Below are 24,668 nucleotides of genomic sequence, written 5' to 3'. Positions count from 1 at the left end.
GAGCACGCATGAATGGCGCCGCATCCGGCGCCTGGTCCCTGATGGTCCCGCTGGCGCCGTGCCCGTGTTCGGGCAGGATACCGGGCACGCGTGTGGACCGGTTTTAAAACGATGCCCGGCACGTCTGATCGTGCCGCAAGCATCCGTACTGCCTAGTGCAATTGACGTGTCATGCCAATAATTGTTCCTGCGTTGCGATATCCGCCCCGATGTCACTGTTGGCGACGATGGTGCCCGCTTGCGATGCGGCCGTTGCCACGTTGCGTTCCGGCGCACGATCGTTTGCCGCCTGGCGACGACGCACGGCGGCGCGGACTTTCGCAACGTTCGCACGAACCGCGCGTTTGCCACTCAATACAGCATACAGTGCGGTGTAACGTGCCGCTGGCGCCTGCCAGCGGAAATCGCTCAGCATTGCGTGCCGCTGCAGTTCACGCCAGGCTTGTGGACGCATATAGGCATCCACCGCGCGGCACGCGGCAGCTGTCATCGCTTCCACGGTCTCTCCGTCGAACAGGAACCCGGTGCCGTGCAACGGGTCGTCGCTCGCATCGATGATGCTGTCCGCCAGACCGCCCACACGCGAGGCGATCGGCAATGTGCCATAACGCATCGAATACATCGGCGTGAGGCCACACGGCTCGAAGCGGCTGCCATGCAACAACATGTCCGCGCCGGCATGCAGCAAGTGCGCACGTCGTTCATCGAAGCCGATATGCACGGCGACGCGATCGGGAAAGCGTTGGGCCAAGCGGGCCATGCCCAGTTCGATGCGGCCTTCCCCCTTGCCGAGGACGATAACCTGCAAACGTGGATAAGCGTCCATCAGGGCGGGGATTGTCTCCAATGCCAGATCGGCCATTTTTTGCCCGGTCAGGCGACTACCCATGGCGATCACCGGCACGAACGGATCGGACGGCAGCCCGAAAGCGTGTTGCAGCTCGCGCTTGCAAGCGTGTTTGCCGCGCATCTCGTCTAGCGAAAAATGACGCGGAATCATCGGGTCCTGCGCAGGGTCCCAGGCGTCCACATCGATGCCGTTCATGATGCCGACCAGCTTGTGCGCCTCGGCTTGAAGAACCCCTTCCATCAGATGGCCAAAGCGTGGCGTGGTGATTTCACGCGCATACGTCTCGCTGACCGTGGTAATCCGATCGGCGTACCGGATGGCCGCCTTCATGAAACTCAATTGCCCGTAGAACTCGATGCCGGGCGCATCCTGATTGCACACCAGCAGCTCGGCCGGGATGCCAAGTCGCGGCGCGAGATCCATTGCATAGTTGCCCTGGAACGCCAGATTATGGATCGTGAACACCGAAGGTGTGCTCAGACCGGCAAGCTTCATCAGCATCGGCGTCAGCCCCGTATGCCAATCGTGCGCATGAACGACATCGACCTTTTGCACGCCTGCTATGCCTTGCGCCACCCGTACTGCCGCAGCGCTCAAGGTCGCGAAGCGGATCGCGTTGTCATCGAAGTCAGCACCGCTTGCATCCTGGTATAGGCCATCGCGTGCATAGAGCGCGTCGCACTTGACCAATAGGACGGGAATGCCGCTGTCCGGCATCGTGCCGCTCATCAAGGTCGCGCTTCCGCCAGGAAGGTCATCGAGCGTGGCAATCGCGTGCAGCGCGTGGGTTTTTCCCAATGCTTCCGGATAGCCGGGCAGCATGATCGTCGTCGCCACGCCGCCTTCCTGCAACGCGGAAGCATACGCACTGAGCATATCGCCCAACCCGCCGGTCTTGGCAAGCGGCAGGGCTTCGGAGGCAACCAAAAGGACGTGAAGGGACAAGATAGACTCCGGGGGCGAAAGGTCCGCGATGCCGGTCAAACTTTGACTGATCGACCAGTGCGATCGGCATCATTAAAAAAAATCACTACACACTGCGTCGGCGCCGTTACATCGCGGCGTGAATCATTGGCAATGCAAATTCATGTCGGTGAGGCTGCTGGAAATGCGGTGTCCACTGCGTTTTACAGTGACCGTCCATATGGAAGTCACCTCATGAGGCCAACGATGTTGACCGGTCTTGTCGCTGCAGGCATCGTTTTGACATTCGCTTGGCGCTGCGCGATGGACCGCGAATTGCGTCTCATCCGGTCGCCTTATGTGACGATCCTGTCCGGTCGATCCATCGCATCCAGCCCAAGTGACTAACCCACAACGCCTAAGTTCATGCAGGGTTCATGCCTATATAAGCAATGGCTGTGCCAGTGCTAGGCGCACGGATTTCCCGCGCGTTTTTATCTGTTTTTCGGGCACATCCGTTCGGTCAAATGGATGCCCGAAACGCGGCAAGGCATGCGGGACTTGGCACTGACGCCGATAGATGAAATCGGCGACGCGATGCCGGCCAATGCTTTCTTGACGGATACACGCACCGGAATGTGGCTCGCTTTTGCGGCGAACGCCTGAAATCGGTGCCAATCCCGTGCTGTCGGCGTCTCCCCGTTTTTTTGCCACGCACCGTTGCGGCGCGAAGTGTGTCTGCGGCGAGACAGTTTCCGCTATTTCGTAACGTTTTGTTCAGATCGCCCAGGCGGCACGGGGAACGACAATTGCTCCGCGTTTTGTGACGAATGTCCGTGTGAAGGGAGCAATCGAGGTGACGCGTTTGCCGCGACATCGTCGGCATAACCGCATGGTCGTTCGCGAAATGTGGTGTGGCACCGCGCGGTAAAAGTGACATCCGGCGCACGGCTTTTACATGCAGTTACAGCGGGCCTTCAATAGCGCTTTTGGGGAAGCGGGGGGGCCGAGCAAGAGGGGTGTTTTGCGCAAGGCGTATAGATCCATGACCTGCAGAGAATCAAATGACTAGACGACGGCGCGTGGTCCTGCGGCCGCAAGCCGGGGTTGGCCGGGATTGATGGGAGAGGCACTGTGCAAAGGCAAGTACATCGTACGGGGAAGGCGCGGCAGCCTGCCGCCAAGAGGGGGCAGCGCGAGGTAGCAACCGATGCCCGCGCGTTGAAACATTTGAACACACAGGGCACCGCTACTCCGGTGCGATCGCGAGAAAGCGCGTCACCAGGGACGCGCCAGGCATTGCTCACCCCGCGGTCAGTCGACAACGAGAGCGGCACTGCTGTTTATGCTGCCGGGGACGATCTGGCGGGTGGCCTCGTATATGCCGATGGCCAACGCCCTGGATTCACTCGTCGTCGTCGCGGCAAGGCGTTCCAGTATCTCGATCTGACTGGCCAGACGATTCGCGACCCTGTGGTGATTGCGCGAATCCGTGCGCTGGCGATTCCACCAGCGTATCAATCAGTATGGATTTGTCCGGATGCAAATGGCCACCTTCAGGCACATGGTCGTGACGCACGTGGGCGAAAGCAGTATCGATATCATGCGCAGTGGCGCGTCACGCGGGACGCCACGAAATATCACCGGACGCAGGCATTTGGGGAAGCGCTGCCGCGTATCCGGCACTGCATCCGGCGCGATCTGGCCCTGCCAGGACTGCCGCGAGAAAAGGTATTGGCGACGGTGATCTGGTTGCTGGACAGTACATTGATAAGAGTAGGCAATGCCGATTACGCGCGCGAGAATAAATCCTATGGTTTGACAACGCTTCGCCATCGCCATGTCGCGACGGCGGCAGGCACGTTGCGTTTTCAATTTCGTGGAAAGAGTGGCGTCGAACACGACGTGCCGGTCGAGGACCCGAAGATCGCTCGCATTATCCGCCGCTGCATGGCCTTGCCGGGACATGATCTGTTTCAATATCGCGATGCGCAAGGTATGCGACATGGCGTGGACTCAACGGCTATCAACGATTACCTGCGCAGGGCAAGCGGTGGCGATTTCACGGCAAAGGATTATCGGACATGGGCCGCAAGCGTGCTTGCGCTGGCGGCGCTGCAGGCTGCGGAGCCGCTGGCTGACCCATCGGATGGTGGCATCAGCAAGACCGAACGGCACCGCCGGTTGGTGGCGGTGATTCGGGAAATCGCGGCGCGTCTCGGCAATACGCCCGCGGTGTGCCGCACATGCTATATCCACCCGGCCGTGGTGGAAGCATTCGAGTCCGGAGTATTGGGTTGCGTAGCGCGGGTGCCGGCATCGGAAGACCCGGGGCGGGCTCTGACGCCAGGACAGCGCCGCCTGCTGAGACGCGACGAGCGCGCGTTTGCCTGTTTTCTTTTGGCGCAGCCTGTGGGCTGCGCCGTTTCTGCCTAGATGTGTCCTGTCAGGACCAGTATGACCACAATGATGACGATGATCCCAACGAAGCCAGAAGGACGATAGCCCCAGGACCGGCTATGCGGCCAGGTAGGAATGGCGCCGAGCAGCAGCAGGATAAGAACAATCAGAAGTATGGTGCCCAACATGGCGCGCTCCTTGTCGTGTAGTTGTGATTCTTTTGTGGTCGTTTTGCACACCGCTGAACGCAACCCTCATGCGACGACGCTTGATCCATTGTCGCTGCACATGATCGACGCCAGCCTGCCAGTTGAGCAATACGCGTGCCCGATCAGCGGCGGGATTGTGCTGTCAGTTCGTCCAGACGATAGTCAAATTTAATTGATAATAAGAATCGTTATCAATTAAGATCGTGCTTTCCCTGATGTTTTGCGAGATCGATCATGGTGGAAGACCTACGTGCCGGCCCTGTCCTGCAACTGCTGCAAGGCATGAGTGGGGCCGTGACGACGACCTCAGTGCCTACACGCGGCACGCGGGGACGGCGCCGAGGGCGCCGAAAAGGCTTGCCATCCCTGTCCGTTGCTGTGGCGCCCCTGGTCCATTGGGTCCCTGGCGCCGCGCGTGATGGCGATGCTTTCCGGTGGGCGGGAGCGATGTCCACGCTAGTGAAGAAGGGCGATCCGTTTGTTCTGCTGCTCCATGGCGGCCTCCGATCCGGCGGCATGTCTGCCGCCGGATCGGAGGCCGCGGCGGCGTGGCGACCTTATGCCGCCTGGGTCGCGCGCCATCAGGCCGCCTGGCGTCGCGTCTGTCGGGGCGTCATCGTGATTACTCCGGAAATCGCGGCGCGGATAGAGACACGGAACGATGCGCAATGGCTGTTTGGTAAAGGGACCCGGGTCGTGGCGGTATCCCAGGAGACGCTGGCGTGGCAGTTGGCACCTGTCTTGATGGCCGAGCGCACCGGTGGGCGCGCCGGGAACGACGCGGGTACGGATGTCGTGGTTCGAGGTTTGATGTAGACCTAGATCCCGCGCGGCGCATAGGTGGAGCGGTCATGCCGCGTCCAGTCGACGTCGGCGCACAACACGCGCATGCCGTCCGCGCCCCGATAAGCTACCGAGAGCGTGACGCAAAGGTGCGCTTCATTGATCGACAGGTAGGGGCGAGTCGCCTGCACTTCGCCCGAGTCGGCGATTGCCCGGCGGAAATACGGCCGGCGATCCCACCGCGCTCCTTCAGAATTCATCAACGGCATGAAGCGGCGCGCGCGGGGACGCAGCGGCCTTGGCGGCAACAGGTTGTCCCCGCACTGGCGGCCGCGCTCGTCCAGCACGAAGCATCGGGCCGCGTCCGGCAATTGAAGGAAGGCGTCGCAGGCCCGTTCGATCGGGTCGCCATTGGCCAGAATCCTGGCCGCGGCCGCTACCGCGTTGACATAGGGCGCCAGTTCGGCTGTGTCATCGCGTTCGCGCGCTTCCACCCGAGCGCGATAGTGATCGATCAGCGTATCGAAGCATTGATAGCTGGCGGCGGCATCCGCCGGGCTGACACTCGGGCGGGCAAAATAATGTCCCTGGACGAAATCGACATTGGCTTCAATCGCGATCAAGGCCTCCTGTTCGCTGGCGATACCTTCCACCAGCACCAGCCGCCCCGACTCGTGCAGCAAGGAGACGAGGCCGGGCAAGATCCTCGCGACATGCGCCTGTTGCGTCGCCTGGAACAACATGCTGCGATCCAGCTTGACGATATCGGGCTGTACTTTCCAGACGCGATCGATGTTCGAGTGGCCTGCGCCGAAATCGTCGAGCGCGATCAGGAAACCGTGCCGGCGAAAAAGCTGGACCGCTTCCAATACGCGGCGCGGATCGGTATTCGGCTGCTCCAACACCTGCAACACGATACGTTGCGGTGAGATCTCGAGCCGACGCAGTTCCTCGATCAGGGCGGCACCATGCCGGAAGTCGGCGATGGCCGCGGGATGGATGTTGAGAAATAGCCAGCCATGGTCTTGCCGCAGCCCTTTGAAATTTGCCAGGTGCAGTGATTGGCTCAGGCGGTCTAGTTCAAGCAAGTCGCCTAACCGGGCGGCCTGGCTGAAAACCGAGAGCGGTGACACGCTCTGGTTCAGCTCATCGTGCGCCCGCAACTTGGCTTCGTAGCCCGCGGCGCGCATATGCGACACGCTGAAAATGGGCTCGAATGCGCTGAACAACGTCAAGTTGCCATAGCGTACGGTCCGTCGCCGGCCATCGTCATCGATATGCGGGCGCGGGGGCAGCGGGGCATCATCGATCAGGGCGCTGTCGTGTCCTTCGTACATGTCGTGCGGATCCTGCGCGCCGGCATCCGGTTGGGGTGTCGGCGCGTCGTTCGTCGGGTGGTCCGAGGTAATGCCCGCCGGGGCATCGCGCGCACTGCGCGACTCGGTCATGTCATCCCCTGGTGGCCCGCTGGTGGACGGAGGGGAACGTGTTCGGCGTGGCGCGGTGGCGCGAGAATCGGGTCGATCGCAACGGCATCATCCGTCGTCGCGCTTGGCGCCACATCATCGGGCATTCGCCGGTTGCAGATGATAAAGCAAGCTTTGTGCGCGTGCGAGGCTTACAGGCGTTTGTGCGGCGCATATTGCCGATTGACTGGCCCGGCGCCCCGCATCAAACGTACTTTCTTCCGATTCATTCGCTATTTATCCGTCATTTGTGCCGGTGGCGCGCGGCGGCGCCGGTGCATGGCCGCGCTGGTGTCGAGCCGCCGTCCCCGCGCGCGGGGGACGCATCGTCGAAAGACGTCTCGAACTGGTGCATCGATGTCGTATCCCGGTGCGTCGGCACGGTGCGTCGAGCATGCAATCGCTTGACAGTCCACTATTGGCGCGCGGCAATGCACACTGGGAGTCATCGGCGGGACAGCGTGGACAGAAGCAGACGTGGAGGCGAACCATGGAACGATACAAAGGGCGGCGCGACGCCGTACGGTTTCTGGACGAGTGGGCGCCCGATCTCGGCGGCCTGCTGCTGATGGGATGGCCGATGCTTCGCTTTGCCGGACCCCGGATGATCAACGATGTTCCGGGGCTGCTGTTGACCGCGCCCCGTAATCACGCGGCCCGATTCGATGCGCCGCTGAATGCTTTCCTTGCCTTGTCCTCCGAAGGCCTGGGCGCGTTCTTCCGTGACGACTTGCTCGGCTATGCCCGATTCAATGCGTCGGTCGGCTGGCTGGCCACGTACTGTCTTCGCTATGACGTCGATCTCGCCGGCGGCTCGCAACAGGGGCCGCGGACGCGGATCGTGCCGTTGGACCCGATCTTCGACGCGACGCTCGACCCTGCACGCGCGGCCGCCGTGGCGGCACCGTCGGGCGAGGCGAAAGCGGGAACGTCGCCGGATTCGGCCTATCGACGCACCGATGAAACCTCTGGTAACGCGATTTAAGGCCGAATCGTGGTCCGTTTCGCCAAGTTTTTGGCACTGACGGGGGCGACAGCGGTAAAATGCCCCGCTGATCCCGCGGAAACAGGCCGTGGCGCCAGCAAAAGGATTCCATGAAACGTCAGTCAGTGTCTTCCCAGCCGTTCCCGCCGTCTCCCGCCACCATTGAAGGTACGTCGTCGCTGTCGTACGCCGCGCCGAAAGGGCGTGCTCGTGGCGGGCGCCGCTGTCATCGCCGCCGGCTATCTGGGGGCGTGCAGCTCGCCTGACCCGCAGGCCATCGACTATAAGACCAGTCGCAGTCTGCTGGCACCGTCGAAGAAATCGACGGCGCCGTCGCTGGCCGCACCACCCGACTTGATGATGGAGCCGCGCACGCGCGCCGATGCGCCCGTTGACGGTGACGCTTCGGTGACCGGTTACCAGACCAGCACGGGCACGCCAGCCACCCCGACAACCGTATTGCCGCCGACGCCCGGCCTGGCATTGCAGGTTGACGGCAGTCAACGTTGGCTGGTCGTATCGGGTTCGCGTTTTTCACGCGATCAACTGTGGTCGCGTCTGCGTGTGTTCTGGCAGGAGCAGGGTTTCTTCCTGACCGAGGACAGCGAATCGCGCGGCATCATGCAGACGGACTGGCAACAAAGCCGCGCGGCGCTGAATCAAGGGCTGATCCGCGATACGCTGTCGATGGCGGTGGATAATTCCTATGTCAGCGCCGAGCGTAATCGCTACCGGACGCGCTTGCAGGCCGGCCCGAACGGAACGACCTATGTTTTCATCAGCCAGCAAGGCCTGCACGAAGTGCTGACTGGCTCAGCCAATGATTCGACGCAGTGGCAAAGCCGTCCGAATGATCCGGGCCTGGAAGCCGAATATCTGGGCCGGCTGCAACGGGCATTGGCGCAAGGTCCGAGTACACCGGCTGTCGGACCGGAGGCCGTAGCCCAGGCGAAGGCGAACGCGGCAAAGAAAACGGCGCCGCCGCCCTCGCCGATCATGGAGGATCGGCCGCAGCCGAATGCGACGCCGATGTTGCCCGCGGGGGCATCTCCGGCACCGGACGGTGCGCTGGATCTGAGCGAGGACTACGATCACGCCTGGGCCCGTGTTGGCCGTGCACTGGATCGCGGTAACTTCACTGTTGATACGCGTGACAAGTCGCGTGGTCTGTACGAGATCCGTTATGCCGATCCGAATGACCTGGGAACGGCGGCGCAAGGTTTCTGGAACCAGGTGTTCCACGGCAAGAAGGAGAAAGTGGCCACGACGTATCACATCAATGTGAAGGCGTTGACGGAAACCCAGACCCGTGTCGCCATCGTCGACAATAACGGTCAGGTGGTCTCAACGCCACTGGCGCAGCGGATCATGCATCTAGTTGTCGGCGACATGTAGGCGCGTGTTTTCATGCCGTCGTGTCGTTGTGAACGCGTACGGCGATCGTGTCCTCATCACGTGAGGTCGGCGATGCCAAGTCAGGTCGGGTAAGCCCGCCGTGATAGAACGAAATGGCCCCTGACACGGATCTCGTGTCAGGGGCCATGGTGTTTGCAACGCTCGGTTCGTTCGACGAATGCACGCCGCATGCGGCCAGGGTTATTCCGGCAGATCCAGGATCAGCACGATGCGCCAGTCGCCACCATCGCCATCTTCATGGTGATATTGCCGCTCGACGACGATAAACGGCTCCTGGTTTCCCTTGGGTCCCAAAAACAGAACATCTCCTTCCATTGGCAGGCATTCGATGGGCGGAAGCGCCAGCAGTGGCGCATCGGCATTTGGGCCGTTCTTCACACCCATTAACCGCTGGATTTTTTTCAACGCGAGTTCGGTCCACTCGATTTCAAGTTCGATATTAGTCAGGATGTTCTCCTCGGTCTGTCTGTTGACGGCATGGCCGCATTATCGCTCAGCGCGTTGCTTGCGGGGGAAACCGCGATGCCGCGCACGGGGCCATGCATGGCATATCCGCCGCCTTCAGTACTTGCCAATGGCGCGGTAAAGATGAAATACCACGGTGCCGATGATTTCATGCAGCGCCGTGGCGGATAATGCGAGGCTGTCCAACGACGGCCAAAGGGTCATCCGGGTGGCGTGCCATGGAGGCGTGATTGGCGTGGGCGACATATCGAAGCGCGCGAAATTGAGAAGGCTCCGATGCATGTGCAAGGCAGTGGTAATCAGGTACAACGCATCCGGATCGGCTTTTCTCACCATTGGTGCGACGAATTCCGCATTCTGGTAGGTATTCCAACTGCGATTCTCGACAGACAGGTCCGCGGCGGAAATCCCTAACGACAGCAGGTCCGGCGCATAGACATCGCCTTCCGCCATTGGATGGCGTTGCGGATTGCCGCCCGTGACGATCACACGCGGGTGTGCGCCATCGGCTTTGGCGCGCGCATAGCAGGCTCCCGCCATCGCGATCTTTTCGATCGAATCGCCTTTCGGTCGCAGCGTACGATGGGGGCCGGTGAAGTCGGTGCCGCCGCCGAGCACGATGAACACCGGATGGGATCCGGGTGCGAAGGGCGCGAGGGCGTGGCCCGTCGATCCTGGCATGCACGTGAAGCCGTGCGTATCGAGGATCCGATTATAGAGGGGCTGCAACCAGCCGCAGGCATTCACCCACACGCAGAGAACGGCAGCGGCGAACGCCGGTCGCAGCCACGCCGCGGTGCCCAAGCGCCCGCGCCGCCAGCGCGGTATGCATACAAAAATGAGCAGCACCGCGACGAGCGGCAGCGCGGCCAGTTGGAAAACGATCATGGAAAGGCCGAACGGGTTATCGGCCGCGATTGTACTGTAAGCGCCGTGCGGAAGGCCACGGTGCGAGGTCCCTATTCGTCATTCGTGCGACCCCTACGCGGCCACTGTAACGATGCCGTGTTAATGGCCGCTAAACGTCGTTCGAGGGCCGGCGGCACGATTTGCGTCCGAGATATCCTTTCGCAGATCGCCCCGCGGAATGGCAAACGTGCGGTCAGGGCCAGCCGTGGGGGGGGCGTTATGCGCGGCCTGGGACGGCGACGCCGCCGATGCATCGTGATCGGCGACATGCATCCAACGCGCCGTGGCATGATTGGTATGATATTCAGTCGCGCGCGCCGCCGATGCCGGGGCCGAGGTCGTCAACGTCGCGGAGCGAAGGGTTGTATCGGCTTGCCAATGCGCGAGCGTCGGCGCGGCCCACAAACCGACGGCGATGCCGACCATGACACCCGTCACGGATGCCGAATGCGCGAATCGGGACCATGCCTCGGCACTCGGCAGGGCATTGCGTACCGCCATGCCAAGCGGGAGTGCCGACGTCGCACGGACGGTCGCGCGCAGGTGGCCGTCGCGGATCACGGGCGTCGCATGCGACGTGGATGGTCCGGCGGATGCCGCTGAATGCGTCTGGCGAGGTGTAAACATCATCCCCTCCTTGTTATGTTCCGCGCCATGCCTGGGATATGGTGAGTCAGCAACGCTGGGCACCGGGGCGAGGCGAGGCGACACGCATCGTTCGGCACCAGCCGATTGAACGACGCCGCCGCGCATGATGACAAGAAATGGCCGCCTGGCGGTGACCGCATTCCGTCAGGACGCGGAGCAGGTGAAGGAGATGAACCGAAGGTTCAGCGTAAATCCGTGTGGGCCTTCGATCCAGCGCGTTCACGCGTATCGATGGTTACACTATATGAGCGCCAGTTGTGCAGTGCTGTAAAGCTTCGTGAGGAATTGTATCGATGTGCCCTGGATAGCGCGATCGGTGCGCTATGAGTGCGGGCAGAGGTGGACGGCGATGGTGTCAAGCGGGCGGCATGCCATCACCCTCACGGTCAGAGCCCGGAAGCAACCACGCCAGGCAGATGCCGCTCGAGGGATTTGCCGGGGGGGTGGTCTGTCAGCCTGGTAACGATGGACGATGAGGGGATGCTCAAACCATCTTCACGGGCGCGCGCCATGATTCGGGGTTGGTCCAGAACGCGCCGCGCAGACGATCACGGCTCGGCGGTGCGGGCGGCTTCGCCGCCATCGAACCGGCGCGGCCACGCAGCGACACACTGCGACCCGAACAGGCCAGCAGCTTTACCATTTCGGCCAGCGTGCCGTCTGCTTGCCATTCGTCGAAACGGCGGCGGCAGGTCGGCGGCGACGGGTAGCGGCCTGGCAGTTTCGACCAGCCTTCGCCAGTGCTCAACACCCACAAAACAGCGTTCACGACAGCACGTGGTTCAACACGCGGCCGACCACGCCGCTCGCTGCGTTTCGGCTCATCGTTGAACAGCATTTCGACAAGTTCCCACTCGTGATCTTTCAGGTCGTCAAACAGCATGTTTCACCTCAATAAAACGCATTCGGGTAAACCGTTGTCGTTTGGCGCCGCGTTCAAGTGTGTCACGCGCGCCCCCGTGTCGTCCGGCCTAACGCCTTTGTCGCTTTTTCGATGGTAACTTTTGCCACCATCGTCCCCGAGTTACCAGGACCGGACTGCTTCTGCGAGCTATAAAGCATCAGTCGTGCCATGTGACATGGGAGCGCTCGCTTACCTTGCTAAATCACTGATCTTAAAAAATTTTAATTGTGAAAGGGTATTTCAAGATATTGGTGATGTGACTAGTTGATTAATCCCCAATCTCGTGCATGCACCGAAGCCGTGCGTAGGAATCCGCTGATATTGCACCAAGGATAGTCCTGACCCTCATGGCGAGCACACGCCGCGGCGTGATTGACGTCGCTTGAAAAAAAGGTGTCTGGTCACACAGGCCGACGCCGCTTGGCGGTCATGGTGGCGCCGGCAACGTAATGTTTCATGCGGCCGCATGACGCGGTGATCGAATGCCAGGAAACTTGCATTACTATCGCTCATCAATAAAGTTTTTGAATCCGAAAAAAACATGAATGTCACGCTGCGTCAGCTTCGGGTGTTCATTGCCGTCGCGCGGCACGGCAGTTTCAGTCGTGCGGGCGACGAGATCGGCTTAACGCAGTCCGCCGTCAGTCGCGGGATGCGCGAACTGGAGACGGAGCTGGGCCTTCGCCTGATCGACCGCACCACGCGCGAGGTGCGGTTGACTGCCGCGGGCGCCAATTTGCAGGCGAGCGTCGGTCGGCTTCTCGCCGACCTGGATGGCGCGCTGCGCGAGATCAAGGATATCGGGGAGCAGCGTCGGGGGCGGGTGGTCGTATGCGCAAGTCCCACTGTTTCCGCCAGGATGATGCCACCTTGCGTGGCTGCCTGCGAGGCACGTTATCCCTATGTGACCCTGGTCTTGCGCGACGATGTTCAGCGTGACGTATTGACGAAGGTCCGATCGGGTGAAGCCGACTTCGGCGTGGTGATCGGTCCGCTGGATGCGGATGACCTGGTTGTCGAGACGGTGTCGCGTGATCCGTTCGTTCTTATCTGCCGGGCCGATCATCCGCTCGCGGCGTTTCCGGAGGTGCACTGGCGCGCGCTGGAGCGGATGCGGCTCGTCTTGCTCGATCACCAGTCGGGCAGTCGGCCGGTGATCGAGCGGCTGATGCACTACCACGGCGTTGCGCCGATAGTGGTGCAGGAACTCGCGCACTCGACCACCGTTTTTGGTCTGGTCGAGGCAGGCGTGGGCGTCAGCGTATTGCCTTCCTTGTCGTTGCCGCTGCCAGCCGAGGGCTCGCTGGTCGTCCGTCCGCTGACGCCGCGTGGTGAGCGCACTGTCGCGCGGGTTCGCCGCCGCGGCCGCTCGCTATCTCCAGCGGCCGATGCTGTCTGGGCGCTGGTGGGTGACGTCCAGACGTCGTAGCGGGGACCTCTCCCGTGCAGCACGGGCCTTTCCTAACAGGATAGGTGGGCGCTACACTGCACCTGTCGCGTCGATCGCCCGTCCCGTGTCGGGGATGCGTTCCCGTCGTGCCCGGTCCAGCAGGCACCGCGTCGCGATACTCGCCGTTTCTCCCATTTCGCTCCCATCCTTACCCATGTCCAGCGCTTTTACTCCTGGTTTTGCCCATACCGATGCATCCATTTCCCCGGTCTCGTCCCTCGACCTCGCGCGCTCGCCGGTTGTCGCCCGGGCTGCGGTAGCCAATCTGCGCGCCTCGAAGATTCGGGAAGTTGCCAATGCGGGGCTGGGTTTGCCGGATGTATTGCCATTTTGGTTCGGTGAGTCGAATCAGGTGACGCCGTCTTTTATCCGTGAAGCGGCAAGCGCCGCGCTGGCCGATGGACATACTTTTTATACGCATAATCTCGGCATCGCGCCGCTGCGTGAAACCTTGTCGGCGTACGTGTCGCGGCTGCACGGTGAAACGCGCATGAGTCAGATCGCGGTGACCAGCGCAGGCGTCAACGCCTTGATGGTCGCCACGCAGTTACTGGTCGGGCCGGGAGATCGCGTGGTTGCGGTGACACCGTTGTGGCCGAATCTTGTCGAAATGCCGAAGATCGTGGGGGCAATGGTCGAGACGGTATCGCTTGATTATGGCGACGGCGGATGGGCGCTCGATATCGACAAGCTGCTCGGCGCACTAACGCCCGGCACGAGAATGGTGCTGGTCAATTCGCCAAACAATCCCACCGGGTGGACAATGCCGCGGGTGCAACAGGCGGCGCTGCTGGCACATTGCCGCGAGCACGGGATCTGGATTCTGGCCGACGAGGTTTATGAGCGCCTCTACTATGGCCCCTCCCAGACCCCGGGCGTCGCGTTGGCGCCGCCGCCGTTGACGGCGCCTTCGTTTCTCGATCTGGCGTCGCGTGACGAGCGCGTGGTAGTGGTCAATTCCTTCTCCAAAGCCTGGCTGATGACGGGATGGCGGCTCGGGTGGATTGTCGCGCCGGAATCCGTCATGGACGACTGGGGCAAGCTGGCGGAATACAACACCTCCTGCGCGCCGGACTTCGTGCAGCGTGCGGGTCTCGTGGCTGTCGAGCAAGGCGAGGCGGTCACCCATGCGTTGCGCGCGGATCTGTTGGTTCGACGCCAGCGTTTGTTCGACGGGTTGTCAGGTATTCCGGGCGTGGATGTCAAGATGTCGGACGGCGCGATGTATCTGTTCTTCCGGATTGCCGGGCAACATGACAGTCTCGCCTTGTGCAAGGCGCTGGTACGTGATGCGCGGCTTGGGCTTGCACCGGGCGCCGCATTTGGCGATGAGGGGGAAGGCTTTATTCGCTGGTGCTATGCAGGAGATGTGGCGATGATCGATGAGGGGGTGCGTCGCTTGTCGGCGTATCTGCGATGACAATATATCGATCATGCTCCTTTACCCGTCCGAATTTTATTTGTAGAATGGTTTGAACTCCAGGCGAAGGTTGTTGTGACCCGCTCTCTGGCGTTATCGGCGTGATGATGCAAAAAAACAGCGTGGCGTGAAATCGGTGACGGTTTTACATCGACGCAGCGTCTTTGGGACGTCTGCGTACCGGCTGACACGAAAGCCGGGGTATCTTGGCTTGCTTGATGATGTGCATCGAAGGTAGTCTGAGGTGCGCAGCTTCTAGTCTGATGTACCCCGTCAACGGGTACACGCCGTTCACGCCGGTCTGATGCGTAGCGCCTTCGCCTCCAAGAGGCTCCGCGTATTTCGCTGCTTACTCGCTGCATGAGATGGTTTCCCGCGCGCACGACGCTGCCGCTTTTCAGAACATCATTTGCGTATACGGTCCGCAGCTCACTCGGCACCCAGCCAGTGCAGTGGTGTAAACCGGTGCGTATGTGACCCAAAGGGTCAGACCTTGGTTTCATGAATACCCAAGAGGCGACAATCGTCCTCGAAACCGCGTTGATCTGTGCGCATGAGCCATTGCGGCTCAATGATTTGCGTAAACTTTTCGACGACGATATCTCGGCCGATACGATCAAGTCCTTGCTCGGCGTAATCAGTGAGCGCTGGACGGGCCGTGGTGTCGAACTGGTCGCGCTGGCATCGGGGTGGCGCTTCCAAAGCGTGCCGTCGATGCAGAAATACCTCGACCGGTTGAATCCGGAGAAGCCGCCGAAATATTCGCGTGCGGTACTGGAGACACTCGCGATCATTGCGTATCGGCAGCCGGTGACGCGCGGCGATATCGAGGAAATTCGAGGCGTTACCGTGAATACGCAGGTCATACGGCAACTCGAGGAGCGAGACTGGATCGAGGTCATCGGACATCGCGAGGCACCGGGTCGCCCGGCGCTCTATGCGACCACGCGCTCTTTTCTCGACGACCTCGGATTGCAGACGCTGGGCGAATTGCCTCCATTGGCCGACCCAGCCGATCCAGCAAGCGGTTTGCAGACCTCGCTGGCTTTCCCGTTGGATGCGGCCGCGGTTGCACAAGCGGCGGCGGAGGCGGATGAAGCTGAAGCCAGGATGCCCGCGGACGGGGTGCCTGATGTGCAACCTGCATCTGATGTGGCCGATACAGATGGCGCGCGAGACATGCGACAGCGGGATGAGTCCGCGGGCGTATGTGATGCGGACATCGTGCACGAACCCTCGCGGCCGGCCCTTTGAGGCAGCCGCGTACCAACCGATTTTCGACATGGCACACGGGAACCGTGTGCCCATGCCGGCGAAACGCAGTCGGCCCGACATGCGGTGGCGGAAACGCCGCATATGGACCGGGGAGCGTCGTCAAGATGCGCCATCCGGGCGTTTTTGGCGTCGTGTCTTTGGGGCAGCGTTGAACGCCCGGCACTTTACTTGAATTCAGAGGTGCTTTTGAAGCAGACCCGTGATAGCGCCGCGCCCGAAGGCGTGGACGATGCCGGTGGCGCACGCCGCACAGCCGTGGCGGACGTTGGGACCGACGCCGCTTTGCCCACGAACGACGTCGCGGCGGCAGGCGACGAGCGACCGCGTCGCGGGCTGCGTCGCGGTCCTCGTAGCCTGATTGCGCGTCGTCGGTCCGGAAAGACCAAGACAGGCGAGGGCGCGGACGAGGTGCCGGGCGTATCGCCGGATGCCGTTGTCGGTGGCTTCGATGCCGATGTCGCTGCCCCGCCGGCCCCACGGGCGCGCGCACCGCGCAAGCCGCGGGTAGCCAAGGCGGTTGTGGCGGACGGTGCAGCACAATTCGACCTGCCGCTCGATCAAAGCGATGTGTCGAGCCGAGACGTCGATCGCGCGCTGGGTGATCCGTTGTCCGGTGATGATGACGCACCGGTGGCCCGCCGCGCCCGGGCACCGCGTGCGCCACGTGCGCCACGTGCGCCGCGCCCTGTCGATGTCGCAGGTGCCGATGCGCTTCCGCTCGCGTACGAACATGACCCCGTGCAAACGCATCAAGGCATGGGTCTCGACGAGACGTTGCCTGATATCGACGCGCGACCCACGCCGGCGCGTCCACCACGCCAATCGCGCGCACCGCGTGACGCTTCGGACGGGGTCCGTGCCGATAATAATGTGCGGGCGCCACGTGGTGGCCGGAACGGTGAGCGTCGCGGGCCGAATCCCGGCCGCGGACCGTCCACCGCCGCGCAAGCGGGCGGTGTCGACGCAACCGCGTCGCGCGGTCCGAAGCGTGGTGCCGACGACGCGCTGCCAGGCGATACGGCGGACGTTTTTGCCTATGTCACGTCGCCCGCATTCGACGCGGACAATCACGGGTCTTCGTTGCGTGCGCCCATGTTGCGTCGTGGCCGCAAGCAGCAAGCGCCCAAACGCGTGCTGGCACCGGACGATGACGCGCCGAAGCTGCACAAGGTGCTTGCCGAGGCGGGCATGGGTTCGCGCCGGGAGATGGAAGAATTGATCGTGGCTGGCCGGGTCACGGTCAACGGCGAGCCGGCGCACATCGGTCAGCGCATCCTGCCCGCCGACCAAGTGCGAATCAACGGCAAGCCGGTGCGCAGAAAGATTCAGAGCAAGCCCCCGCGCGTGCTGCTCTATCACAAGCCGGCGGGCGAGATTGTCAGCCACTCGGACCCGGAAGGTCGCGCGTCCGTGTTCGACAAGCTGCCGACCATGAAGACGGCGAAGTGGCTGGCGGTCGGCCGGCTGGACTTCAACACGGAAGGTTTGCTGCTGCTGACCACGTCCGGCGACCTGGCCAACCGCTTCATGCATCCGCGCTATGAAGTCGAGCGCGAGTATGCGGTACGCGTGGTCGGGCAACTAACTGAAAGCGCGCGTCAGCAATTGCTGACGGGCATCGAACTCGATGACGGTCAAGCGAAGTTTCACAAGATCGTCGATGGAGTCGATGATGGTGAAGGGTCGAACCGCTGGTATCACGTAACGCTCTCGGAAGGCAGGAATCGCGAAGTGCGTCGGATGTTCCAGGCGGCAGGCTTGCTGGTGAGCCGACTGATCCGCACGCGTCATGGCCCGATCACGCTGTCGCGCGCGGTGCGCCGTGGACGCTATGAGGAGCTTGACGAGCAACAAGTGCGTGCGCTGATGGCCGCCGTCGGCATGAAGAACCAGGTGGAAAAGCCGGGCAAGGGGCCTCGTGGCGACGAGCCGAAGCGCATCCAGCCGGACCCGATGCAGTCATTCCTCGGTGTCATCGTGCCGGAGAATGGTGCGATGACGAATTCCGGGCGTTACAGCTACGGTGCGCAACGCCCACCCCGCCGCGGTGCGCCGACGCCGGGCGTGCAGCGGCCAAAGGGCCATATGAGCGCCACTTTCCTGATGCGTGATACGCCGCGTCCGGATACGGCCCGGCCGGTACGTGAAGTCAATGGCAACGTGGCGCGGGGCAATAAGCCGAACCCACTCGGCAACGCCGGCGGGCCGGCGGGTAAGGGCCGGAGTGGGCCGCGTCGCGGTGCCGGGCCGGGTAATGCGGCGACGGAAGGTGAGCGCGGTCCGGGCAATCGCGCACCGGGCCCTCGTGGCCCTCGTGGGCCGGGTCGTGGCGGTCCCCGCGGTGCGGGTGGCCCCGGCGGCGCATCGGGTGGCGGCAAACCGCGCGGCCCTGGCAATCGCGGTCGCTGAATAGAAGGCGATACAGGAAAGGCGCGATCGGAAATCCGTGGAGAAGCCCCCGCGGTGCCTGTGTTTTTACGCCGTGTCGGGTTTGCCTTTGTCAAACGCTTCGCGTACAATTGCGAGCGTCGCTGGTGTCGTAGGGTTCCTTGCTTGTTTTGTTGAGCATGGGGTCGACGCACCAGCATCGTCGTTTTCGTACGATCCGTATGTGGGTATCGGCGTCATCGCGACTGCCGGGATGCCGTGTTTTTGATGGCGTCCGATGGAAATGCGTGCTGTTTTCAAGCCGATTTTCGTCTGCCGACGGTGCGGCCGTAGGCGGCGCGTACGCGGTGGGTGGCATGCGCGTTGGCGGCGTGGCCGCAGGATTGCAGGGTAGCGGCGAAGAGATGGGCGTGCGCCCATTTTTTTTTGCGCGGACGTTTTGCACGCTGTCTGGCGGGCCGCCGCAAAGCGTGATTGGGGTGTATGTGCAACTGACCGAATTGATTGAAACGGCTCTGGCCGGCATGGGCTATGAGCTGGTCGACCTCGAACGGTCGGGCCGTGGGCTGCTGACCGTCTATATCGACTTCCCGTCCGGCGACGCGCATATCGCGATCGAGGATTGCGAAAAGGTGACACGCCAACTGCAACACGTTTTCACTGTCGAGAACATCGACTTTGAACGCCTGGAAGTATCGTCGCCAGGCCTGGACCGGCCGCTGCGCAAATTGGCGGACTTCACCCGGTTCGCTGGCGCCGAGGTCACGGTGACGTTGAAGCGGCCGCTGGACGGCCGCAAGCAGTTCCGGGGGATTCTGCAGGCCCCGGAAGGCGAAAAGATCGGTTTGGAATTTGAAGGGAAGACCGGCCCCGCAGTGCTCGATTTCACATTGGCGGAAATCGATCGCGCCCGGCTGGTGCCTCACGTGGACTTTAGGAGCCGCAAACAATGAGTCGCGAAGTATTGACGCTGGTGGACGCGCTCGCTCGCGAGAAGAACGTGGACAAGGACGTGGTCTTCGGCGCGCTGGAAGCCGCGTTGGCCTCCGCCACCAAGAAGCTTTATGACCGCGACGTCGAGGTACGAGTGGAAATCGACCGGACTACCGGTGAGCACCAGACGTATCGTCGTTGGCTGGTCGTACCCGACGAGGCGGGCCTGCAGGAGCCGGACAAGCAGATCCTGTTGTTCGAGGCGAAAGAGCAGAGCCCGAATATCGCCCTCGAGGATTTCATCGAGGAACCGGTGGCGTCCATCGAATTCGGCCGGATTGGCGCGCAGGCCGCGAAGCAGGTGATTCTGCAGCGTATCCGCGATGCCGAGCGCGAGCAAATCCTGAACGACTTCCTGGCGCGTGGCGACCAGATCATGACGGGTTCCGTGAAGCGGATGGACAAGGGCAACCTGGTCATCGAAACGGGCCGGGTCGAAGCGTTGCTGCGCCGTGACCAGATGATTCCGAAGGAAAATCTGCGGGTGGGCGACCGCGCCCGGGCGTTCATCACGAAGGTTGATCGCACCGCACGCGGGCCGCAGATCGAGTTGTCGCGGACGGCGCCGGAATTCCTGATGAAGCTGTTCGAGATGGAAGTGCCTGAAATCGAACAAGGCCTGCTGGAGATCAAGGCGGCAGCGCGGGACCCGGGAATGCGCGCGAAGATCGCGGTCGTGGCGTACGACAAACGGATCGATCCGATCGGTACCTGTGTCGGCATACGCGGGTCGCGTGTGCAGGCCGTGCGCAATGAGTTGGGTGGCGAAAACGTCGACATCGTGCTATGGTCGGAGGATCCTGCACAGTTCGTCATCGGGGCGCTTGCGCCGGCGGCGGTGCAGTCGATCGTTGTCGATGAAGAAAAGCACTCGATGGACGTCGTTGTCGACGAAACCGAGCTTGCCATCGCGATTGGCCGCAGCGGCCAGAACGTCCGCCTTGCCAGCGAGTTAACCGGTTGGCAAATCAATATCATGACGCCGGACGAGTCTGCTGCAAAGCAGGACAAGGAACGCGCGGGGCTGCGCGACCTGTTCATGGCGCGGTTGGATGTCGATGAAGAAGTTGCGGACATCCTGATCGACGAAGGCTTCACGAGCCTCGAAGAAATCGCATATGTACCGCTGAACGAAATGCTTGAGATCGAAGCGTTCGACGCGGACACCGTTCATGAATTACGCAACCGTGCACGCGATGCGCTGCTGACTCAGGCGATCGCGAACGAAGAGAAGGCCGAGAACATTGTTCCCGAGCTGGAAACCCTCGATGGCATGACGCCGGAACTACTGGCAAAGCTACGCGAAAATCAGATCCAGACGCGCGACGACCTGGCCGAACTGGCCGTCGACGAAATTGTCGAATTGACCGGATTGTCGAACGAAGCTGCCACGGAGTTGGTAATGAAGGCCCGCGAACATTGGTTCACGTCCGAAGAATGACACCGATGTACGCGACGATCGATGCACGGGAATCGGACGGATTCTCGTCGCCGGCGCAACCCATGCGGGCCGCATGATGCGCAGACGAATACGCATGACGCACGGTAACGTGCACGTATAACCGCAGGGAGCGCCGCTCCTTGCTTCCAAGAGGGATGAATGGCGAGTAACAACGTAGCCCAATTTGCCGCTGAACTGAAGATGCCTGCCGGCGTGCTCCTCGAGCAATTGCAAGCCGCAGGGGTGCAGAAGCGTAGCGCTGACGATGCCGTATCCGAGACGGACAAGGCCCGCTTGCTAGAGCACCTGCGCCGCTCGCACGGCTCCGATGCCGAAGGCGACAAGCGCAAGATCACGCTGACGCGTCGGCAAACATCGGAAATCAAGCAGGCGGACTCGACAGGGCGGGCTCGTACCATTCAGGTCGAAGTGCGGAAAAAGCGCGTGTTCGTCAAGCGTGACGACGAAGCCGGCGAAGGCGCGCAGGCGTCCGTGGCCCAGGAAGACGAGATCGACGCGGCGCAGGCGGCGGAACTCGCACGTCGCGAGGAAGAGGCGCGCCGTGAAGCGGAGGCGCTGGAACGTCAGGAAGCTGAGCTGCGCGAACGCCAGGAAGCGCTGGAGCGTGAGGAAGCGGCTCGCCGTGCGCGCGAAAGCGCGGCCGAGGATGTGCGGCGTCGCGCGGAAGAAGAAGCGGCGCAACGTGCCGCCGAGGCCGCCGCCGAAGCGGCACGTCTCGAGGCGCATCGTAAGGAAGCGGGCGCTGCCGCGCGTATCGAATCAGCGGCGCGTGCCGCCGAGCAGGATACGATCAGCGTGGACCACGTCAGCCGTGAGGAAGAGGCGGCAGCAAAGCGCGCCGCCGACAAGAAGGCTGCGGATGAAGCGCGTGCCGCCGCTGAACAGGCCGCGGATGAAAAACGTCAGGCCGCGCGTGCTGAGCAGGACGAAATTGCACGTCGTCGCGCACGCGCCGAGGCGGAAGCCGCGGCCATTCGCGAAATGATGAACACGCCGCGCAAGGCGAAGGTCATCGAGCCGAAGCCAGTCGAACAGCCGGTCGCCAAGGCGGTCGCGCCAGCGGCGGATGCTGCCGCGGCGCCTGCTGCCGCAGCGCCGGCCGGTGCGAAGACCGGTGACGGTAAGGGGACCTTGCATCGTCCAGCACGTCCGGAAGGCGCGGCTGCGCCCGCAGTCAAGCGCGAAACGCGGCCGGCCGCGACGCCGGCCACGGCCGCGCCTGCAGCGGGTGCCGCGGACAAGAAGAAAGGCAAGAGCGGCGGCTGGCAGGACGATGCGTCAAAGCGCCGTGGTGGCTTGAAGACCCGCGGCGATGCGAGCGGTGGTGCTGATCGTAACTGGCGCGGCGGCCCGAAGGGGCGCAACCGTCACCAGGGTGACAACACGTCGTTCCAGGCGCCCACCGAGCCGATCGTCCGCGAAGTGCATGTACCGGAAACCATCACGGTTGCCGATCTTGCACACAAGATGTCCGTCAAGGCGTCCGAAGTCATCAAGATCATGATGAAGCTCGGCCAGATGGTCACGATCAACCAACCGCTGGACCAGGAAACGGCGATGATCGTCGTCGAGGAACTGGGCCACACCGCGGTTGCGGCAAAGCTGGACGATCCGGAAGCATTGTTGACCGACGAAGGCGATGTACACGCCAATGTCGAGGCGTTGCCGCGGCCGCCGGTGGTGACGGTGATGGGTCACGTCGACCACGGCAAGACCTCGTTGCTGGATTACATCCGGCGCGCGAAAGTGGCGGCGGGCGAGGCCGGTGGTATTACACAGCATATCGGTGCATACCATGTCGAGACGCCGCGCGGTGTGGTGACCTTCCTTGATACCCCGGGTCACGAAGCCTTTACGGCAATGCGTGCGCGCGGTGCGAAGGCGACCGACATCGTCATCCTGGTGGTGGCGGCCGATGACGGCGTGATGCCGCAGACGAAGGAAGCCATTGCCCATGCGAAGGCGGGCGGTGTACCGATCGTCGTCGCGATGAACAAGATCGACAAGCCGGATGCGAACCTCGACCGCGTCAAGCAGGAACTGGTCGCGGAAGGCGTCGTACCGGAAGAGTACGGTGGCGACGCACCCTTTATCGGTGTGTCGGCGAAGACCGGTCAGGGCATCGACGACCTGCTGGAAAACGTCTTGCTGCAAGCCGAAGTACTGGAATTGAAGGCGCCCGTGGAAACACCGGCAAAGGGCCTGGTCATCGAAGCCAAGCTCGACAAGGGTCGCGGCGCGGTGGCGACGATCCTGGTGACATCGGGTACGTTGAATCGCGGCGACATGGTATTGGCCGGCTCGGCGTATGGTCGTGTCCGGGCAATGCTGGATGAGACGGGCAAGTCGGTGAAGTCCGCCGGTCCGTCGATTCCGGTGGAGATCCAGGGTCTGTCGGAAGTACCCGCGGCGGGCGAGGAAGTGATCGTCATGCCGGACGAGCGGAAGGCTCGCGAAATCGCGAACTTCCGTCAGGGCAAGTTCCGCGACGTGAAATTGGCGAAGCAGCAAGCGGCCAAGCTGGAGAACATGTTCGAAAACATGGGCGAAGGCGAGATGCAGTCGCTGCCGTTGATCGTCAAGGCCGACGTGCAAGGTTCGCAGGAAGCATTGGTGCAGTCCTTGCTCAAGCTGTCGACATCCGAAGTGCGTGTGCAGATCGTGCATGCGGCCGTGGGTGGCATCAGCGAGTCGGACGTCAACCTGGCAACCGCCTCGAAGGCCGTCATCATCGGCTTCAATACGCGGGCCGATGCGCTGGCACGGAAGCTGGCCGAATCCAACGGCGTGGATATCCGTTACTACAACATCATCTATGACGCGGTGGATGAGGTGAAGGCGGCGATGTCCGGGATGTTGGCGCCGGAGAAACGCGAGGAAGTCACGGGCACCGTGGAAGTGCGTCAGGTCTTCCGCGTGCCGAAGATCGGCGCGGTGGGCGGCTGCATGGTGCTCGACGGTGTCGTCAAGCGGACGTCGTTGGTCCGCGTGCTCCGCAACAACGTGGTCGTCCATACCGGCGAGCTGGATTCGTTGAAGCGTTTCAAGGACGACGTGAAGGAAGTTCGCGGCGGTTTCGAATGCGGTTTGTCGGTCAAGAACTTCAACGACATCGCCGAAGGCGACCAGTTGGAAGTGTTCGAGATCACCGAGGTCGCCCGGACGCTGTAAACGGCGTTCCGTCCCCACCCGGGCTTATCGGCGGGGCGAACAGTCTACGAGGGTGGATTCAGGAGGGTGCTTGAAAAAGCGCGGTATCTCTCCCTGACTCCACCCTTTTTCTTTTGTCTGCGCGGTGGATCGCTGTGCGCATGTTCCCAGGGCGGGGCATCGGCAGCGTTGTCTGGCCGCGTCGATACGCAGGAGGCACACGATGCCAAGTAAAAAACGTAGTGGTGGCGATCGCGCCACGAAGATCGCCGATCAGATCCAGCGAGACTTGTCTGAACTGATCATGCGCGAGATCAAGGATCCGCGCGTGGGCCTGATCACGATCCAGAGCATCGAGCTGTCGCCGGACTATGCGCACGCGAAGATTTATTTCACGACGCTTTCCGAGGATACGGCCGCGACGCAGAAGGCGCTGAACGACGCGTCGGGCTTTTTGCATAACCTGCTGTTCAAGCGCCTGCACATCCATACCGTGCCGACGCTGCATTTCCATCACGACAAAACGCTCGCCAACGCGTTCGAGATGTCCAAACTGATCGATCAGGCGAATGCGACACGCGCAAAGGAATGA

18 protein-coding genes and 2 pseudogenes are annotated in these 24,668 nt (G+C 62.2%); 13 read left to right on the top strand and 7 right to left on the bottom strand.

The genetic code is table 11. The annotated features are described in order from the left end of the window. Positions 1–169 precede the first annotated feature (169 nt). Positions 170–1,795 (bottom strand): glycogen synthase GlgA, encoded by a 1,626-nt coding sequence (gene glgA / locus WM40_RS07675; RefSeq protein ID WP_082102523.1) that lies wholly within the window; start codon positions 1,793–1,795, stop codon positions 170–172. A 489-nt stretch (positions 1,796–2,284) separates the two neighbouring features. Here glgA and WM40_RS32050 point away from each other — a divergent pair, with 489 nt between their 5' ends. Together WM40_RS32050 and WM40_RS07670 are read left to right on the top strand one after the other, a co-directional pair. Continuing rightward, positions 2,285–2,419, top strand: a complete 135-nt coding sequence (locus WM40_RS32050; protein ID WP_260843684.1) for a hypothetical protein — start codon at positions 2,285–2,287, stop codon at positions 2,417–2,419. Positions 2,420–2,887: 468 nt separating this feature from the next. Next, positions 2,888–4,189 (top strand): DNA topoisomerase IB, encoded by a 1,302-nt coding sequence (locus tag WM40_RS07670; protein WP_413783799.1) that lies wholly within the window; start codon positions 2,888–2,890, stop codon positions 4,187–4,189. Here WM40_RS07670 and WM40_RS07665 read toward each other — a convergent pair. Then, positions 4,186–4,341 carry a DUF3309 family protein gene (locus tag WM40_RS07665; RefSeq protein ID WP_036006573.1) on the bottom strand — a complete coding sequence of 52 codons (156 nt, stop codon included), beginning with the start codon at positions 4,339–4,341 and terminating at the stop codon, positions 4,186–4,188. The two genes, WM40_RS07670 and WM40_RS07665, sit on opposite strands and share 4 nt — an antisense overlap. Positions 4,342–4,596: 255 nt before the next feature. Between WM40_RS07665 and WM40_RS07660 the strand changes: the two genes are divergently transcribed. After that, positions 4,597–5,178 (top strand): hypothetical protein, encoded by a 582-nt coding sequence (locus WM40_RS07660; protein ID WP_024901346.1) that lies wholly within the window; start codon positions 4,597–4,599, stop codon positions 5,176–5,178. Positions 5,179–5,180: 2 nt separating this feature from the next. On the opposite strand, the gene WM40_RS07655 is transcribed toward WM40_RS07660, so the two are convergent. Further along, entirely contained in the window at positions 5,181–6,482 is a 1,302-nt protein-coding gene (locus WM40_RS07655; protein WP_046152649.1) for an EAL domain-containing protein, read from the bottom strand. A 619-nt stretch (positions 6,483–7,101) separates the two neighbouring features. Between WM40_RS07655 and WM40_RS07650 the strand changes: the two genes are divergently transcribed. Next, on the top strand, positions 7,102–7,596 hold the full coding sequence (locus WM40_RS07650; protein ID WP_236693425.1) for a hypothetical protein: 495 nt from the start codon (positions 7,102–7,104) through the stop codon (positions 7,594–7,596). Positions 7,597–7,806: 210 nt separating this feature from the next. Next, positions 7,807–8,991, top strand: a complete 1,185-nt coding sequence (bamC, locus tag WM40_RS07645; protein ID WP_157685749.1) for an outer membrane protein assembly factor BamC — start codon at positions 7,807–7,809, stop codon at positions 8,989–8,991. A 201-nt stretch (positions 8,992–9,192) separates the two neighbouring features. Here bamC and WM40_RS07640 read toward each other — a convergent pair whose 3' ends face one another. The 4 genes and pseudogenes from WM40_RS07640 to WM40_RS07620 form a co-directional block, all read right to left on the bottom strand. Further along, the gene (locus WM40_RS07640; protein ID WP_024901341.1) at positions 9,193–9,459 is read right to left on the bottom strand and encodes a hypothetical protein; all 267 of its coding nucleotides are present in this window, start codon (positions 9,457–9,459) and stop codon (positions 9,193–9,195) included. 114 nt (positions 9,460–9,573) lie between these two features. Further along, positions 9,574–10,365, bottom strand: a complete 792-nt coding sequence (locus WM40_RS07635; RefSeq protein WP_024901340.1) for a YdcF family protein — start codon at positions 10,363–10,365, stop codon at positions 9,574–9,576. 120 nt (positions 10,366–10,485) lie between these two features. After that, positions 10,486–11,013, bottom strand: coding sequence for a hypothetical protein (locus WM40_RS07630; RefSeq protein ID WP_157685748.1), 528 nt, complete (start codon positions 11,011–11,013; stop codon positions 10,486–10,488). Positions 11,014–11,530: 517 nt separating this feature from the next. Further along, positions 11,531–11,917: pseudogene (locus tag WM40_RS07620) on the bottom strand (transposase); the annotation flags it as partial. A 562-nt stretch (positions 11,918–12,479) separates the two neighbouring features. Between WM40_RS07620 and WM40_RS07615 the strand changes: the two are divergent. From WM40_RS07615 to rbfA, 8 genes and pseudogenes are all read left to right on the top strand, one after another. Further along, complete coding sequence (locus tag WM40_RS07615; RefSeq protein ID WP_024901336.1) at positions 12,480–13,367, top strand: LysR family transcriptional regulator; 888 nt, start codon at positions 12,480–12,482, stop codon at positions 13,365–13,367. A gap of 175 nt (positions 13,368–13,542) precedes the next feature. After that, entirely contained in the window at positions 13,543–14,808 is a 1,266-nt protein-coding gene (locus tag WM40_RS07610) for a pyridoxal phosphate-dependent aminotransferase (RefSeq protein ID WP_024901335.1), read from the top strand. Positions 14,809–15,309: 501 nt separating this feature from the next. Next, positions 15,310–16,002 (top strand): annotated as a pseudogene (scpB, locus tag WM40_RS07605) (SMC-Scp complex subunit ScpB); the annotation flags it as partial. A 675-nt stretch (positions 16,003–16,677) separates the two neighbouring features. Next, positions 16,678–18,492 carry a pseudouridine synthase gene (locus tag WM40_RS28675; RefSeq protein ID WP_461786664.1) on the top strand — a complete coding sequence of 605 codons (1,815 nt, stop codon included), beginning with the start codon at positions 16,678–16,680 and terminating at the stop codon, positions 18,490–18,492. A gap of 464 nt (positions 18,493–18,956) precedes the next feature. After that, positions 18,957–19,424, top strand: coding sequence for a ribosome maturation factor RimP (rimP, locus tag WM40_RS07595; RefSeq protein WP_024901332.1), 468 nt, complete (start codon positions 18,957–18,959; stop codon positions 19,422–19,424). Further along, the gene (gene nusA, locus WM40_RS07590) at positions 19,421–20,905 is read left to right on the top strand and encodes a transcription termination factor NusA (protein ID WP_024901331.1); all 1,485 of its coding nucleotides are present in this window, start codon (positions 19,421–19,423) and stop codon (positions 20,903–20,905) included. The genes rimP and nusA overlap by 4 nt, the downstream gene beginning before the upstream one ends. Before the next feature lie 159 nt (positions 20,906–21,064). After that, positions 21,065–24,097 (top strand): translation initiation factor IF-2, encoded by a 3,033-nt coding sequence (gene infB / locus WM40_RS07585; protein ID WP_024901330.1) that lies wholly within the window; start codon positions 21,065–21,067, stop codon positions 24,095–24,097. A 202-nt stretch (positions 24,098–24,299) separates the two neighbouring features. Continuing rightward, entirely contained in the window at positions 24,300–24,668 is a 369-nt protein-coding gene (gene rbfA / locus WM40_RS07580) for a 30S ribosome-binding factor RbfA (RefSeq protein ID WP_024901329.1), read from the top strand.

Source organism: Robbsia andropogonis (assembly GCF_000970345.1).
GTDB lineage: Bacteria > Pseudomonadota > Gammaproteobacteria > Burkholderiales > Burkholderiaceae > Robbsia > Robbsia andropogonis.
The sequence above is the reverse complement of the archived record's forward strand: the minus strand, read 5'-3'. Positions and strand labels throughout refer to the sequence as shown.